At 72.2% G+C, this 15,329-nt stretch carries 12 protein-coding genes; 8 read left to right on the top strand and 4 right to left on the bottom strand.

Annotated elements, in window-relative coordinates:
- Positions 1 to 153: 153 nt before the first annotated feature.
- On the bottom strand, positions 154 to 594 hold the full coding sequence (locus tag ACZ5GP_RS10445) for a winged helix-turn-helix transcriptional regulator (RefSeq protein ID WP_468750449.1): 441 nt from the start codon (positions 592 to 594) through the stop codon (positions 154 to 156).
- A gap of 105 nt (positions 595 to 699) precedes the next feature.
- Here ACZ5GP_RS10445 and ACZ5GP_RS10440 point away from each other — a divergent pair, with 105 nt between their 5' ends.
- Entirely contained in the window at positions 700 to 1,509 is an 810-nt protein-coding gene (locus ACZ5GP_RS10440) for an NAD(P)H-binding protein (protein ID WP_468750448.1), read from the top strand.
- Positions 1,510 to 1,562: 53 nt separating this feature from the next.
- On the opposite strand, the gene ACZ5GP_RS10435 is transcribed toward ACZ5GP_RS10440, so the two are convergent.
- Complete coding sequence (locus ACZ5GP_RS10435; RefSeq protein ID WP_468750447.1) at positions 1,563 to 2,552, bottom strand: LacI family DNA-binding transcriptional regulator; 990 nt, start codon at positions 2,550 to 2,552, stop codon at positions 1,563 to 1,565.
- Positions 2,553 to 2,945: 393 nt separating this feature from the next.
- Between ACZ5GP_RS10435 and ACZ5GP_RS10430 the strand changes: the two genes are divergently transcribed.
- From ACZ5GP_RS10430 to ACZ5GP_RS10410, 5 genes are all read left to right on the top strand, one after another.
- A complete protein-coding gene (locus tag ACZ5GP_RS10430; RefSeq protein WP_468750446.1) occupies positions 2,946 to 3,881 on the top strand; it encodes a carbohydrate ABC transporter permease in 936 nt (311 codons plus the stop codon).
- Positions 3,882 to 3,886: 5 nt separating this feature from the next.
- Positions 3,887 to 4,822, top strand: a complete 936-nt coding sequence (locus tag ACZ5GP_RS10425; protein WP_468750445.1) for a carbohydrate ABC transporter permease — start codon at positions 3,887 to 3,889, stop codon at positions 4,820 to 4,822.
- A gap of 109 nt (positions 4,823 to 4,931) precedes the next feature.
- A complete protein-coding gene (locus tag ACZ5GP_RS10420) occupies positions 4,932 to 6,272 on the top strand; it encodes an ABC transporter substrate-binding protein (protein WP_468750444.1) in 1,341 nt (446 codons plus the stop codon).
- 88 nt (positions 6,273 to 6,360) lie between these two features.
- On the top strand, positions 6,361 to 8,400 hold the full coding sequence (locus ACZ5GP_RS10415) for a beta-galactosidase (protein WP_468750443.1): 2,040 nt from the start codon (positions 6,361 to 6,363) through the stop codon (positions 8,398 to 8,400).
- 64 nt (positions 8,401 to 8,464) lie between these two features.
- The gene (locus ACZ5GP_RS10410) at positions 8,465 to 10,513 is read left to right on the top strand and encodes an RICIN domain-containing protein (protein ID WP_468750442.1); all 2,049 of its coding nucleotides are present in this window, start codon (positions 8,465 to 8,467) and stop codon (positions 10,511 to 10,513) included.
- Here the strand turns inward: ACZ5GP_RS10410 and ACZ5GP_RS10405 are convergent.
- Positions 10,495 to 11,529, bottom strand: coding sequence for a DUF3048 domain-containing protein (locus ACZ5GP_RS10405; RefSeq protein WP_468750441.1), 1,035 nt, complete (start codon positions 11,527 to 11,529; stop codon positions 10,495 to 10,497). The genes ACZ5GP_RS10410 and ACZ5GP_RS10405 overlap by 19 nt on opposite strands.
- Positions 11,530 to 11,767: 238 nt before the next feature.
- Here ACZ5GP_RS10405 and ACZ5GP_RS10400 point away from each other — a divergent pair, with 238 nt between their 5' ends.
- The gene (locus ACZ5GP_RS10400) at positions 11,768 to 12,559 is read left to right on the top strand and encodes a PTS sugar transporter subunit IIA (protein ID WP_468750440.1); all 792 of its coding nucleotides are present in this window, start codon (positions 11,768 to 11,770) and stop codon (positions 12,557 to 12,559) included.
- Positions 12,560 to 12,599: 40 nt separating this feature from the next.
- Positions 12,600 to 14,177, top strand: coding sequence for a PTS ascorbate transporter subunit IIC (locus ACZ5GP_RS10395; protein ID WP_468750439.1), 1,578 nt, complete (start codon positions 12,600 to 12,602; stop codon positions 14,175 to 14,177).
- A 20-nt stretch (positions 14,178 to 14,197) separates the two neighbouring features.
- On the opposite strand, the gene ACZ5GP_RS10390 is transcribed toward ACZ5GP_RS10395, so the two are convergent.
- Positions 14,198 to 15,055, bottom strand: a complete 858-nt coding sequence (locus tag ACZ5GP_RS10390) for an endo alpha-1,4 polygalactosaminidase (RefSeq protein WP_468750723.1) — start codon at positions 15,053 to 15,055, stop codon at positions 14,198 to 14,200.
- Between the last annotated feature and the right edge of the window lie 274 nt (positions 15,056 to 15,329).

Here is a 15,329-nt window from a genome sequence, read left to right as displayed (position 1 = left end):
TCTCCCACGCCACCCCCCCCCTCAGGGGGCGCGGGAAACCGCACACCCACCCACCCCCCCCCCCCACCCCCCCCCCCCCCCCCCCGCCCGCCCCTCCCCCCCCCCCCCCCCCCCCCCCCCCCCCCCCCCCCCGCCCGGCGCTTGTCGGCCCCGTCAGGGCTGCTGCCGGCGCTCGTGCTGCTGCTGTGGTGAGGCGTCGTACGAGGCGCGGGCCGCGGCGATGGCGGGCCGGTGGCCGATCGACCAGTCGGCCAGCGCCTTGACGAGGTGCGTGAAACTGTGGCCCATCTCCGTCAGCTCGTACTCGACCTGGGGCGGGATCGTCGGGTACACCGTCCGCCTCACCAGCCCGTCCCGCTCCAGGCGGCGCACCGTGACGGTGAGCATGCGCTGCGAGATGCCGCCGTGGATCCTGCGCTGCAACTCCTTGAACCGCAGGACCCCCGCGGCGAGTTCCACCACCACGTACACGGACCACTTGTCGCCGAGCCGGTCGAGGACGTCCCTGACCCCGCACTCGTCCTGCGGCGTCTCACAGCTGATCACCGGGTCCCCGGCCGCGGGGGTGGTTACCGCGGTGTGCCCTGCTGACATTCAAGTGCCTCCTTACGCGGCGCGGTCGCCGCTGCCGATGATGGTCCCGAAGCCGCTGCCCGGCGGCGTCACGAAGAGAACCGCTCACCACGGGGGAACCATCCCATGCTCATGATCACCGGCGCCACGGGCGCCCTCGGCAAGCTCGTCACCGCCCGCCTCACCGGCCGCGACGACGTCGTCATCGGCACGCGCCGCCCGGCGCCCGGCGAGCGCCGCGTCGATTTCGACGACCCCGCCTCGCTGGACTTCACCGGCGTCGACACCCTTCTGCTGATCTCCGCGGGCGCCGCCGAGGACGACGTGGTCGTCGCCCGCCACGACGCCGCGATATCCGCCGCGGAGAAGGCGGGCGTGCGCCACCTCGTCTACACCAGCCTCAGCGGCGACGGCGACCACCTCACCTACGCGCTGGCCCACCGGTGGACCGAACGCAGGCTCCGCGCCTCCTCGTCGGCGTGGACCGTGCTGCGCAACGGCCTGTACGCGGAGTTCCTCGCCGCCGTCGCCGCGCCGGGCCCCGACGGCACGATCGCCGCGCCGCTGGGCGCCGGCCGCCTCGCCGCCGTGGCCCGCGAGGACCTCGCGGAGGCGGCCGTCCGGGTGGCGACGGAACCCGCCGCGCACGCGGGCCGCACCTATGAGCTGGTCGGCGAAGAGGCCCTGGGCGGCGCCGATCTCGCCGCCGCGCTCGGCGGCTCGTACGAACCGGGCTCCCTCGCCGCGACCCGCGCCGCCCTCATCGAGGCGGGCCAGGCCCTGCCCTTCCAGGTGCCGATGCTCCTGAGCACCTACTCGGCGATCGCGGGCGGCTTCCTGGACGGTACGTCGGTCGCCCGCAACGACCTGCGCACCCTGCTCGGCCGCGAGCCGCGCCCGGCGATCGAGGCGTACCTGCGAGCGGTACGGGGCTGAGCGGCCCGCCCGCCGCCGGTGGAGCCGGCGGGCCCATGGCCCTGCTCCGGGCGCTACCGCGACGGCGGCGGCGCCGTGCTGTCCCGCAGGACGAGCCGCGTCGGCACCAGCGTCGTACCGCGCTCGGCGGCGCCCTGCCGGACCTGCCGCAGCACCCCCTCGACGCAGCGCCGCCCGACTTCGGCGAAGTCCTGGTGCACCGTCGTCAGCGGCGGCAGGAAGGAACCCGACTCGGGGATGTCGTCGAAGCCGATCACGCTGACGTCCCGCGGTACCGCACGGCCCCGCTCGTGCAGGGCCCGCAGCAGACCGAGGGCCATCTGGTCGTTGGCGGCGAACACCGCCGTGCAGTCGTCCCGCAGGGCGAGTTCGAGACCGGCCCGGTAGCCCGACTCCGCCGACCAGTCGCCCCGTACCGGCGGCGGCACGAAGCGCCCCTCCTCGACGAGCGCCGCACGCCAGGCGTCGGCGCGGCGCTGGGCGGCGAACGACTCAGCGGGCCCCGCCAGATGCCACACCGTGCGATGGCCGAGGTCGAGCAAGTGCCGTACGGCGGCCCGGGTGCCGCCGGTCTGATCGGTGTCGACCACGGTGTAGCGGTCGCCCGCGTCCGAGTCCGCCACGACGACCTGCACGTGGGGCGGCAGGGAGAGCGTCGCCGCGTCCAGCAGATGCACCTCCATGATGACGATGACCGCGTCGACGGCCAGTTCGCCGAGCCGGGAGAAGGCGCCGCGCACCTCGTCCTGCGTGGGCACGGCGACCGGCAGCAGCGTGACGGCGTACCCCTCCTGGGCCGCGGAGGTGGCGATCGCCTCCAGCGTGCGGACGTTGCCCGTGGTGGAGAGGGTGAAGGTGATGACGCCGATGGTGCGGAACTCACCGCGTTTGAGGGCGCGGGCGGCGCTGTTGGGCCGGTAGCCCAGCTCCTTCATGGCCGCGAGCACCTCCAGGCGGGTCTCCTCCGTCACCCCGGAGTAGCCGTTGGAGACACGGGACACCGTCTGGGAGGAGACGCCGGCGAGCCGGGCGACGTCCGCCATGGAGGCACGCGGCGGCTGCCCCCCGGCCCGGGGCCGACGGCCTCCTCGCGGCCCTGCTCCCCGCTCCGACGGGCCGCTGTCCGCCTCCCTCGCCGGGACACTCCGCCTCGTCCCCGCGCCGTCCCCTGCCGCTGCGCAGTCCTGCGCTGCCACGCCGTCCCTTGCTTCCACGCTCTCCCTCACCAGGTGAGCCGTCGGTCTGCCGAACGACTCTTGACCCCCGTCATCGGGGCAGTGTAGACATGCCGCCACCGAATGTTTACGCAAACATAACAGCGCGCCGTGCTTTGCGGAGCGCGATGTTTACGTAAACACCAGGCTTATGTTTACGCAAACATCGCGGCGCGGAACGGCAGGCCGCCGGTTCCGCGAGGGACGAGCGAGGAACGTGACATGACGACGCTTCACCCGACGACGGCCACAGGGCGGAGACCCACCCGGCCCCCGTCGCGGCGGATCCGCCGCGCCGGCCGCTCCTGGGCGGGGTGGGGGTTCGTCGGCCCGTTCGTGACCGTCTTCGCCCTCGTCTTCCTCGCGCCCCTCGCGTACTCCGTCCACCTCAGCCTGTTCCGGGAACAACTCATCGGCGGCACCACGTTCGTGGGGTTCGACAACTACGAGCAGGCGCTGAAGGACGAGCAGTTCTGGGCGTCCCTCGGGCGCGTCTCGCTGTTCCTCGCGGTGCAGGTGCCGATCATGCTCGGCATCGCCCTGCTGGTGGCCCTCGCCGTGGACAGCGGCCGCCTCTACGGCAAGGACTTCTTCCGGATCGCGGTGTTCCTGCCGTACGCGGTGCCCGCCGTGGTGGCCTCGCTGATGTGGGGCTTCATGTACGGCACCCGCTTCGGGCTCGTCGGCGACATCAACGACGCCCTCGGCGTCTCGCTGCCCGACCCTCTCTCCCCGGACCTGGTGCTCGCCTCGATCGGCAACATCGTCACCTGGGAGTTCGTCGGGTACAACATGCTGATCTTCTACTCGGCGCTCCGCGTGATCCCACCCTCCCTCTACGAGGCCGCGCAGATCGACGGCGCCGGCCAGTGGCGGGTCATCGCGGCGATCAAACTCCCCGCGATCCGGGGCGCCCTCGTCATCGCGACCATCTTCTCGGTCATCGGCAGCTTCCAGCTCTTCAACGAACCCGCGATCCTCCAGAAGCTGGCGCCCAACGCCATCACCACCGACTACACCCCGAACTACTACACGTACTCGCTGTCCTTCTCCGGCCGGCAGCACAACTACTCCGCGACGGTCGCCATCGTCATGGGCCTGATCACCATGGTCGTCGCCTACGCCGTCCAGCTGCGCGGCATGCGCAAGGGAGCGTGAGCCCGATGACCGACGCCACCACCGCCCCCCGCCCCGCCGCCCGGCCACCGGCCGCCGTCCCGCGGCTGCGCGCCCCGAGCCGCCGCGTGACGAGGCGCCGGCCGAGGCGCAGTGCCACGCTGACCGTCGTCACCGGCGTGGTCCTGCTCTACAGCCTCGCACCGCTCGTGTGGCTGCTGCTGAGCGCCACGAAGACGCAGCAGGGCCTGGCCGACTCGTTCGGGCTGTGGTTCGACGGCGAGTTCGCGCTCTGGGACAACATCACCGAGACCTTCGCCTACCAGGACGGCGTGTTCGTCCGCTGGCTCCTCAACACCCTGCTGTACGTGGTGGTGGGCGCGGGCGGCGCCACCCTCCTCGCGGTCCTCGGCGGCTACGCCCTCGCCAAGTTCGACTTCCCCGGCAAGCGGGGCGTGTTCGCGGTCGTCATCGGGGCGGTCGCAGTGCCCACCACGGCGCTCGCCGTCCCCACCTTCCTGATGTTCAGCGAACTGGGTCTGACCGACACCCCCTGGGCGATCATCGTCCCGTCCCTGATCTCGCCGTTCGGCCTGTACCTGATGTGGGTGTTCGCGAGCGAGGCGGTCCCCACCGAGCTGATGGAGGCCGCCCGGGTGGACGGCGCGAGCGAGCTGCGCACCTTCTTCCAGGTCGCCCTGCCGTTGCTGGCGCCCGGCACCGTCACCGTGCTCCTGTTCACCACGGTCGCGACCTGGAACAACTACTTCCTGCCGCTGATCATGCTGAAGGACCCCGACTGGTATCCGCTGACCCTCGGCCTCGACGCGTGGAACAAGCAGGCGTCCACGGCCGGCGGCGAAGCCGTCTTCAACCTCGTGGTCACCGGCTCCCTGCTGACCATCGTGCCGCTGATCGCGGCCTTCCTGCTGCTCCAGAAGTACTGGCGGTCCGGTCTCTCCGCCGGAAGCGTCAAGGAGTGAGCTCGACCCCCGCCCGCCGTACGGCAGTACAGGCACGACAGTCCACGCACGGCATTTCGCACCCGTCCCCGAGCACCACCACGAGAACACGAGAAGTGGAAGCATCGCCATGCCCAAGCGTCCCCGCCGCCTGCTGCGCGGCACCGGTATCGTCTGCGCCCTCGTCCTCGGGATGAGCGCCTGCGGCGGCTCCGCCGACGACACCTCCCCCCAGAAGCGGGTCGGCCCGGCCGACATCCGGGCCGCGCTGAAGAAGGGCGGCACCGTCACCGTCTGGGCGTGGGAGCCCACCCTGAAGCAGGTCGCCGCCGACTTCGAGGAGAAGTATCCGAAGGTCGACGTCGAACTGGTCAACGCGGGCACCAACAACGACCAGTACAAGGCACTGCAGAACGCCATCTCCGCGAAGAAGGGCGTCCCCGACGTCGCGCAGATCGAGTACTACGCGCTCGGCGAGTACGCCCTGACGAAGTCCGTCGCCGACCTCACCCCCTTCGGCGCCGGCAAGCTCGGCGGCAGCTACTCGCCGGGCCCGTGGAACGCCGTGAAGAACGACGAGGGGATCTACGGCCTCCCCATGGACTCCGGGCCCATGGCGCTCTTCTACAACAAGAAGGTCTTCGACAAGTACGAGATCGCCGTGCCGACGACCTGGGACGAGTACGTCGAGGCGGCCCGCAAGCTGCACAAGGCGAACCCCAAGGCGTACATCACCAGTGACGTCGGGGACGCCGGACTGACCACCAGCCTCCTGTGGCAGGCCGGTTCGCACCCCTACCACGTCGACGGCACCGAGGTCGGCATCGACTTCACCGACGCGGGGGCGAAGAAGTACACCGGCACCTGGCAGAAGCTCATCGACGAGAAGCTTCTGGCGCCCGTCGTGGGATGGAGCGACGACTGGTACAAGGGCCTCGGCGACGGCACCATCGCCACCCTGCCCATCGGCGCCTGGATGCCCGCCAACTTCGCCTCGGGCGTGCAGGGCGCGGCCGGTGACTGGCGCGTGGCGCCCCTGCCCCAGTGGACCAAGGGCGCCGGGGCGAGCGCCGAGAACGGCGGCAGCTCGCTGGCCCTGCCCACGCTCGGCGGGGACAAGGAACTGGCGTACGCCTTCGTCGAGTACGCCAACTCCGGCGCGGGCGTGCGGGCCCGCGTCGAGGGCGGCGCCTTCCCCGCGACCACCAAGGACCTCCGGTCCAAGGAGTTCCAGGACACGAGGTTCCCCTACTTCGGCGGCCAGCGGGCCAACAGGATCTTCGCCGAGTCCGCGGCGAACGTCCCGGCCGACTGGGAGTACCTGCCGTACCAGGTCTACGCCAACTCGATCTTCAACGACACCGCCGGGAAGGCCTACGTCTCGGGCACGCCGCTGGCCAAGGGGCTGAGGTCCTGGCAGGACGCCTCGGCCAAGTACGGAACCGAACAGGGCTTCAGCGTGCAGAAGTAGCCGACTGCCCGGCCCCGCACGGGCTCATCCCCCTCCCGCATCCCCGCACCCGTGCGCCGCTCGCCGGCGGCGCGCCGGAAGGACCGCCATGATCTCCCCCCTCCCGCTCCGGCTCCTGGACGGAGCGGACGGTGACGGCCCCCGCCTCGCCTACGGCGCGGACTACAACCCCGAGCAGTGGCCGCGCGAGGTCTGGGAGGAGGACGTGCGGCTGATGCGCGAGGCCGGCGTGAACATCGTCTCCCTCGGCATCTTCTCCTGGGCCCACCTCCAACCCGCTGAGCACACCTGGGACTTCGCCTGGCTCGACCAGGTCATGGACCTGCTGCACGCGGGCGGCATCGCCGTCGACCTGGCCACCGCGACCGCCTCGCCGCCGCCCTGGCTGACCACGGCACACCCCGAGATCCTGCCCGTGACCGCGTCCGGCGAGACCCTGTGGCCCGGCGCCCGCCAGCACTGGCGGCCCACCTCACCCGTCTTCAGGACCCACGCGCTGCGGCTGGTGCGCGCGATGGCCGAACGCTACGCCGGCCACCCCGCCCTCGTGGCCTGGCACATCTCCAACGAGCTGGGCTGCCACAACGTCTACGACTACTCCGCCGACGCGGCCCGCGCCTTCCGCGTCTGGCTGCGCGAGCGCTACCGCACCCTCGACGCACTCAACCACGCCTGGGGCACCGCCTTCTGGTCCCAGCGCTACGGCGACTGGGAGCAGATCCTGCCGCCCCGCCTCGCCGCCTCCCACCCCAACCCCACCCAGCAGCTCGACTTCAAACGGTTCTCCTCCGACGCGCTGAAGCAGTATCTGTGCGCCGAGCGCGACGTGCTGCGCGATGTCACCCCGGACGTGCCCGTCACCACCAACTTCATGGTGATGGGCGGCACGAAGGGCATGAACTACGCCGACTGGGCGGACGAGACCGACTTCGTCTCCAACGACCACTACGTGCGCCCCGGCCCCCAGGCGCGGGACGAGCTGTCCTTCTCGGCCAACCTCACCAGCGGCATCGCCGGCCACCGCCCGTGGTTCCTCATGGAGCACTCCACCAGCGCGGTGAACTGGCAGCCCGTCAACCTCGCCAAGCGCCCCGGCGACCTCGCCCGGGACTCACTGCTGCACGTCGCCCACGGCGCCGACGCCGTCTGCTTCTTCCAGTGGCGCCAGTCGGCGGCGGGCGCCGAGAAGTACCACTCGGCGATGGTCCCGCACGCCGGGGCGGACAGCGAGATCTTCCGCGCCGTGCGCGACCTCGGGCGGACGCTCGGCGCGCTGGCCCCCGTCGCGGGCAGCACGCGGGAGCCAGCCCGGGTCGCCGTCCTCTTCGACTGGGAGTCGTGGTGGGCGAGCGAACAGGACTCCCACCCCACCACACTCCTCGACTACCGCCAGGAGGCCCTCGACTGGTACTCCGCGCTGCTCGCCCTCGGCATCCGCGCCGACGTCGTCACCACGCGGGCCGACCTCGACACGTACGACCTGCTGATAGCGCCCGTCCTCCACCTGGTCCCCGAGGCGCTCGCCAAGGACCTCGCGGGCTACGTCGGGGGCGGCGGCCACCTGGTCACCACGTACTTCTCCGGAATCGTCGACGAGAACGACCACATCTGGCTCGGCGGCCACCCCGGCGCCCTGCGGGAGCTGCTGGGCATCCGCGTCGAGGAGTTCGGGCCGCTGCTCGCCGACGACAGCGTCGAGCTGGACGACGCCACGACGGGCACGGTGTGGACCGACCGGATCACGGTCGCCGCCCCCGGCGTGGAGGTCCTCGCCACCTACCGCACCGGCGCGTACGCGGGCCGCCCCGCCGTCACCCGCAGGGCCTCGGGGCGCGGCTCGGCCGCGTACGTCTCCACCCGGCTCGGCGCCGACGGCCTGACCGCGCTGCTGCCGCGGCTGCTCGACGCCGCTGGCGTCGACAGCGAACTGCCCGCCGCCGCACGCGGACGCGTCGAACTCGCCGTACGCCGTGACGATGACGGCCGCTATCTGTTCCTCGTCAACCGGACCGACGAACCGGTGCCCCTGCCCGGCCTGACCGGCGCACCGCTGACCGGCTCCGGCGGTGACGGCGACCTCGTCCTTCCCCCCAGGGGCGTCGCCGTCCTGCGGCAGCCCGCCCCCTGACCCGGGCCCGATCCCCGCGCACAGCGCCACCGCACCGCGACCGCACACGAGTTGGGAGCACACGTTGGCACGCCGTACCCGCACACGACGCCTCATCGCAGCCGTCGGCGTCACCGCCCTCGCCACCGGGGCCGCACTGATCACCGTCCCGCAGCCCGCGGCCGTCGCCGCCACCGCCGCCGTCACCGTCCGGCCCGACCCCTCCTACCGGCAGGAGAAGTTCGAGGGGTGGGGCACCAGCCTCGTCTGGTTCGCCAACGCCACGGGCGGCTACCCCGAGGAGATACGCCAAAAACTGGCCCGCCTCCTCTTCGACGACGACGGACTCGCCCTGAACATCGCCCGCTACAACATCGGCGGCGGCAACGCCCCGGACGTCAAGGACTACCTCCGCGCCGGGGGAGCGGTCGAGGGCTGGTGGCGGGCCCCCGAGGGCACCACCCGCGAGGACACCGGCTGGTGGGACGCGAAGGACCCGGCACACTGGAACCCCCGCGCGGACGCCTCACAGCGCTGGTGGGTCGACAGGATCAAGAACGACATCGACCACTGGGAGACGTTCAGCAACTCCCCGCCCTGGTTCATGACCAGGAGCGGCTACGTCTCCGGCGGCTTCGACGCCGCCGAGGACCAGCTGAAGGCCGAGTCGGCCGACGATTTCGCCGCCTACCTGGCGGGCGCGACCAGGCGGCTGGAGAAGGAGCACGGCATCAAGGTCGACACCCTCGACCCGTTCAACGAACCGAACACCACCTACTGGAGCACCCGCCTCGGCAGCGACGGCGAACCCGTCGGCGGCCGCCAGGAAGGCGCCCACATGGGCCCCGAACTCCAGCAGCGCGTCATCCGGGCCCTGGCACCGGCCCTGCGCGAGTCCGGGACCCGCGCGAGGATATCCGCGATGGACGAGACCAACCCCGAGGTGTTCGCACGCAACTGGCACAGCTACCCCGCTGAGGTCCGCGCCCTGGTCGACCGGATGAACGTCCACACCTACGGCACCGCCGGCCGTACGGCGGTACGGGACCTGGCGAAGGCGGCCGGCAAGCCGTTGTGGATGAGCGAGGTCGAGGGCGACTGGGGGGACGGCCAGGACTTCGAGGACATGTCCCCGGGCCTCGGCCTCGCCCAGCACATGGTCGACGACCTGCGCGAACTGGAGCCCCGCGGCTGGGTGTTCTGGCAGCCGGTGGAGGACTACGACAACATGAAGCCCGGCGGCGAGTCCGCCAAGGGCGGCAACTGGGGCAGCATCCAGCTCCCGTTCAGCTGCACCGCCGAGGACACCCTCGACACCTGCCCCATCCGCACGAACACCAAGTTCGACACCGCCCGCAACTTCACGCACTACATCAAGCCCGGTGACCGCCTCATCAAGGTCGACGACACCTCAAGCGCCGCCGCCGTCGCCAAGAACGGCCGAGGGGCGACCGTCGTCCACGTCAACAGCACCACCGCCGAGCGGACCGTCACCGTCGACCTGTCGAAGTTCGCCCACGTCAGCCGGGGCGCCACCGTCACACCGGTGGTGACCAGCGCCGAGGGCAAGCTCGCACGGCACCCCGCCATCGGCGTCACCGGCCGGAAGGCCACCTTCACCGTGCCCGCGGAATCGGTGACCTCCTTCGTCGTCACCGGGGTCTCGGGCGTCGCCAAGGACGCGGCCGTGCCACAAAAGGGCACCATTTACCGACTGACCGGCGTCCAGAGCGGCAAGCACCTCACCACCACCGAAACGGGCCTCGTCGTCAAGAGCGGCGAGGCGCCCGGCACGGCACAGCGCTGGCAGCTGCGCAGGACGGGCGCCGACACCGGGAGCACGCAGCGCTACGTGATCACGGAACCGGCGGGCGGAAGGCGCCTGACCGTACGCACCGCCGACAACGCCCCGGTGCTCGAACCCGACCGGGGCCGCGCCCCCACAACGGCCCAATGGCTGCTGTCGACCACCGGCGACGGGACCTGGACGCTCGTCAACGTGGCCACCGGCCGGCTCTTGGAGGTCGGTGGGCAAGCCACCCACGACGGTGCCGCCGTGACGACATGGACCCCGAACTCCGGCCCCCACCAACGCTGGCGGCTCACCGCCCCTGATCAGCTGCGGTCCGCGTAGACGATCCAGACCTGACCGGGCGCGAAGGGCATCCGCCGGCCGTCGGGCAGCGTGAACGTCGTGCCGGCGGTGGCCGAGGGCCGCGCCCACCGGGTGGTGTAGCTCTTCCCGTCCCGCAGGACGAGCGCCTCGCCACCGCCGACCGTCTCGATGTACGGCGTCACCGCGCCGGTGTAGTCCTTGTAGCGCGAGGACCGCATCGTCACGTACTGGATCACGACGGTGCGTGCGCCCAGCCGCGCCCCCGAGGTGCTGCGCGCCGGGGCGCCGTCGAAGGACGCCAGCCAGCGGCCCTCACCGCGCGACCAGTCGAAGGTGTGCGAGGCCAGGTCGTAGTCGACCGCCATCCGCGCCATGGGGGTGCCGCCCGCCGGGGCGGGACCGAAGCGGAAGCCGATGTCGGCGGGCCGGTCGGCCTTCGGCATCGAGCGCAGCAGCGCCTTGGGACGGACGAAGAGGTCGTGCGGGGCCGGCCGGCCCGACTGTCGGAAGTACGCCTCGGGGACATCGGTGTGCGTGCGGGCGTGGACGGGGGAGTCCTGGAGCGTCTTGAGGAGCGCGCTGCGCACCCCCGAGTACGCGAGGGCCGGCCGGCCGAACTGGCGCAGGAGTTCGATGTCGGACTCGCGCGCGCTGCGCACCGGCCCCGCCGCTTTCGGCAGCCTGCCGGAGTACACGCCCATCAGGCGGCTCATCCCGCCCTCGACCTTCTCCACATAGACGATGTCCGCGTCCCCGACGCCGGTGTGCGGACGTGCCTCGCTCGCGTTGTCGAACTTCACGGCGAGCACCGGGCCCTGTCGTGCCGTCTGACCGGTGAAGGGGGAAAGGCTCTGGGCAGGCGCCACCCGCTCGGGCGCCGGGGCACCGCTGCCCGCCGGGGCGGGGCCGCCATCGGGGGAGGAATCGCCCTCCAGGGCGGAACAGCCGGCGGCGAGGGCCGCCGTGGCGGTCAGGGTGAGAACGGTCACGGCGACGCGGTTACGGCGCCCGGGGCGGACCGGTGCTGCTGCCATCGAGGTGTCTCCCTTCATGGCGGTACCCGGCGGGCCGGGCATCTGTCGTGGCCGCACAGCGGCAGCACCAGGCCTTCCTCCCGGGGCCGGACGCGTATCACCACAAGGGCCATCCACCCGCTCACGTCACTCCTTCCGGGCGTTGTGCGCCCCTCCTGGCGCGCCGCACCCGGGTGGCGCGTCGCGGCCGTCGGCGGGAACCTGTGGTGCCGGGCACCCGTCGGCGAGAATCATGTGCATGGCAGCGCTGAACGAGATCCTCCCCGTGGCAGCCGTCCTCCTCGACGCGCCGGCGGCCGACTGGCGCGAAGCCGTCCGGCGCGCCGGTGACCTGCTGGTCGCGACGGGCGCCGCGACGGACGCGTACACCGCCGAGATGATCGAGAACGTCGAGCGGAACGGGCCGTACATCGTCATCGCCCCCGGTCTCGCCCTCGCGCACGCCAGGCCCTCGCCCGCCGTCCTCGCCACCGGCATGTCCTGGGTGCGGCTCGCGGCACCCCTGGAGTTCGGCCACGAGACCAACGACCCCGTCGGACTGGTCGTCGGCCTCGCCGCGAAGGACGCCGACGAGCACACCGCCGCGTTGGGCGCGCTCGCCCGGCTCCTCGCCGACCCCGACACCGCCCGCGCCCTGCGCGAGGCGGCCACCCCGCAAGCGGTGCGCGCCCTCCTGACGGTCGGGCCCGGGGACGCGCGTCCGGCGGCACACGGCGGCGGTTCGCAGCGCGGCGGCAGCGGTGCCCCGCACAAGATCCTGACCGTGTGCGGGAACGGCGTCGGCACGAGTCTGTTCCTCAAACAGACCCTGGAAGTCGTCCTGGAGCGCTGGGGGTGGAGCGGTTACGTCACGGTCGAGGCGACCGACACCATCTCCGCCAAGGGCAAGGCACACGAGGCCGTCGCCGTCCTCACGTCGCGGGAGATCGCCGGGACACTCGGTGACGTCGGTGTGCCGGTGAAGGTCGTCGAGGACTTCACCAGCGCGGCGGAGGCCGACCGCGTCCTGCGCGACACGTACGACGTCTGACGGCCCCGGCAGCGGCAGCGGCAAGGAGAGAGAACACACCATGGACCGGCTCGTGACGATCGCACAGTTCCTGGTCGACGAGATCCTCAGCCAACCCGCCTACCTCATCGGACTCATCACCGCCGCCGGGCTGATCGCCCTGCGGAAGTCCGCCGGGCAGATCGTGGGCGGCGCCATCAAGGCGACCCTGGGCTTCCTGCTGATCGGGGCCGGCGCCACCCTCGTCGTCGGCGCCCTCGCCCCGCTCGGCAAGATGATCCAGGGCGTCACCGGGGCGCACGGCGTGATCCCCACCAACGAGGCGATCGTCGGCATCGCCCAGGAGCAGTACGGCGCCCGCGTCGCCTGGCTGATGATCCTCGGGTTCGCCGTCAGCCTGCTCCTGGCCCGCTTCACGCCCCTGCGCTATGTGTTCCTGACCGGCCATCACATGCTGTTCATGGCGACCCTGCTGACGATGGTGCTCGCCATCGGGGGCCAGGACTCGTGGGTCGTGGTCGTCGTCGGCGGTGTCCTGCTCGGGATCCTGCTGGTGGCGCTGCCCGCCTTCGCGCACCCCTGGACCAAGCGTGTCACCGGCAACGACAGTGTGGCGATCGGCCACTTCGGCACCGCCGGGTACATCGCGGCGGGCGCCACGGGCCGGCTGGTGGGAGGCCGCAGCCGCTCCACCGAGGAGATGGACCTCCCCGAAGGACTGCGCTTTCTGCGCGACTCGATGGTGGCGACCGCCCTCTCCATGATCCTGATCCACCTCATCACCTCCCTCGTCTTCCTCGGCAAGGTCGGCAGGACGGCCGCCTTCCAGGCCTTCGGCGAGGACGGCGCGGCGGGCGCGGCCGGCGTCGGCGACTACGTCATGCGGTCCGTCATGCAAGGGCTCCAGTTCGGCATCGCGGTCGCCGTGATCCTCTTCGGCGTCCGGACGATCCTCGGCGAACTCGTCCCCGCCTTCCAGGGCATCGCGCGCAAGCTGGTGCCCGGCGCCGTGCCCTCGCTCGACGCGCCGATCGTCTTCCCCTACGCCCCGAACGCCGTCCTCGTCGGTTTCCTCTCCAGCTTCGCGGGCGGCCTCGTGAGCCTCGGACTGCTCGCCTGGATCTTCCACCCCGCCTTCGGTCTCGCCCTGGTCCTGCCCGGTCTGGTCCCGCACTTCTTCACGGGCGGCGCGGCCGGCGTCTACGGCAACGCGACCGGCGGCCGCCGCGGCGCGGCCCTCGGCGCCTTCGTCAACGGCGTCCTCATCACCTTCCTGCCGGCGCTGCTCCTGGAGGTCCTCGGTGCCTTCGGCGAGGAGAACACCACGTTCGGGGACGCCGACTTCGGCTGGTTCGGCGCGCTGGTGGGGTACGCGGCCCGGGCGGGAGAGGCGGGCGGGGCCGTTCTGATGCTGCTGCTCGGCGCGGTCATCCTGCTCGGCGCGATCGTCGTCCAGAAGTGGGTGGTGGAGACCGGCTGGGACCCGGGCGCCCACCGCGACGCCCTCCTGCCGCCGGCCAAGGGCCCGTCGGCGACCGCCGGGACCACGGACACAGGCGGTCCTGCGGCGGCGTACGGCAAGATCGCTCCTCCGCGCGGCGCCCCGAAGCCGCCTCCGCCGCCCGGGCGGCGGGGCTGACCGGCCGGAGGCCCGCGCGGTCAGCAGTGCCGGTACACGTGCCCGCCCTCGCCCGCGGGCAGGACGTCACGGTCGCGCAAGGTCACGGACAGTTTCGCACCCCAGGAGCGGCAGGCGGCGTCGAAGTCCTTCTTCTCGTACTCGATGTCGAAGACCCTGCCGTCGTACGCCACCTCGAAGGCGGGGCACTCCCGGTAGTGGGCGCACTCCTCGGTCACGGCGAAGTCGAATCCGATGGCGCGGCGCGGCGCCAGGAGGTCGGTGGTGTTCTTCTGGGCGATGGCCAGGCCCTCGTCGTGGGCGCGGCGGGCCAGGAGCCGGGCGAAGGCCGCCGCGTCGTCCACGGTGAGCAGCCCCTCGGAGCGCTCGTAGGAGTCGAGATTGTCGGGCTCCACGGCGTCGAAACCGGCCTCGGCGCACCCCTCGATCCACTCGCCGACGACATCGAGCAGGGCGGAGCGCTTGGCGGGGGTGGAGATGTCGAGCAGGGGCTCGTGCCAGTCCTCGTCGACGACCGTGCGCCCGGCGTCGTCGCGCAGGAGCAGCTCGGGGTGCTCCCGCTGCCACCAGCGCGCGGCCTTCCTGCCGGGTTGGGCCTGGAAGGCGTTGACGTAGCAGATGTTGTACAGACCGGGGGCGGGATCGGCGGCGCGATCGCGCGTGAGAGCCCGCACCTTCGCCGGGGGCCGGTAGGCGCCGCCCAGTTGGTAGTCGAACGGTGCGTCGACGGGCGGGCGCCGGACGGCGTCACCGGCGGGGGAACCGGGGGCCGGCGAACAGGCGGTGGCGAGGGAGCCGAGGAGCGCGAGGAGCAGCGCGCCGCCGATGCCGACGCGTGCGGTCCGCGGGCGGCGGTTCTTGCTGGTGGGCCACTTGATTCCGGTCACCGGGCCAGGATCGCAGCCCCGCGCCGTCGGACGGTGCGCGGGGCGCGTTCCCCGGGCGGTCAGGACAGGGTGCAGGGCCTTCGCCGGGCGGCAGGCGTCATGGGCGTCAAAGGCGGCGTCCAGGTCGACGCTGGACCTGTGTGTCACGGAGGTGGGGCGCCGAACTGCGGGGATACGCCCGGGTATGGGGAGGACGTGTGACAACCACCGGGCGCCCACGACGACGACCGGCGTCCGCCCCGCGCCCAGGGCCCTCGTGGTGAGG

It is taken from the genome of Streptomyces sp. NPDC031466, from assembly GCF_055581265.1.
Note: the sequence above shows the minus strand (reverse complement) of the source record. Positions and strands in the feature narration are given on the sequence as shown.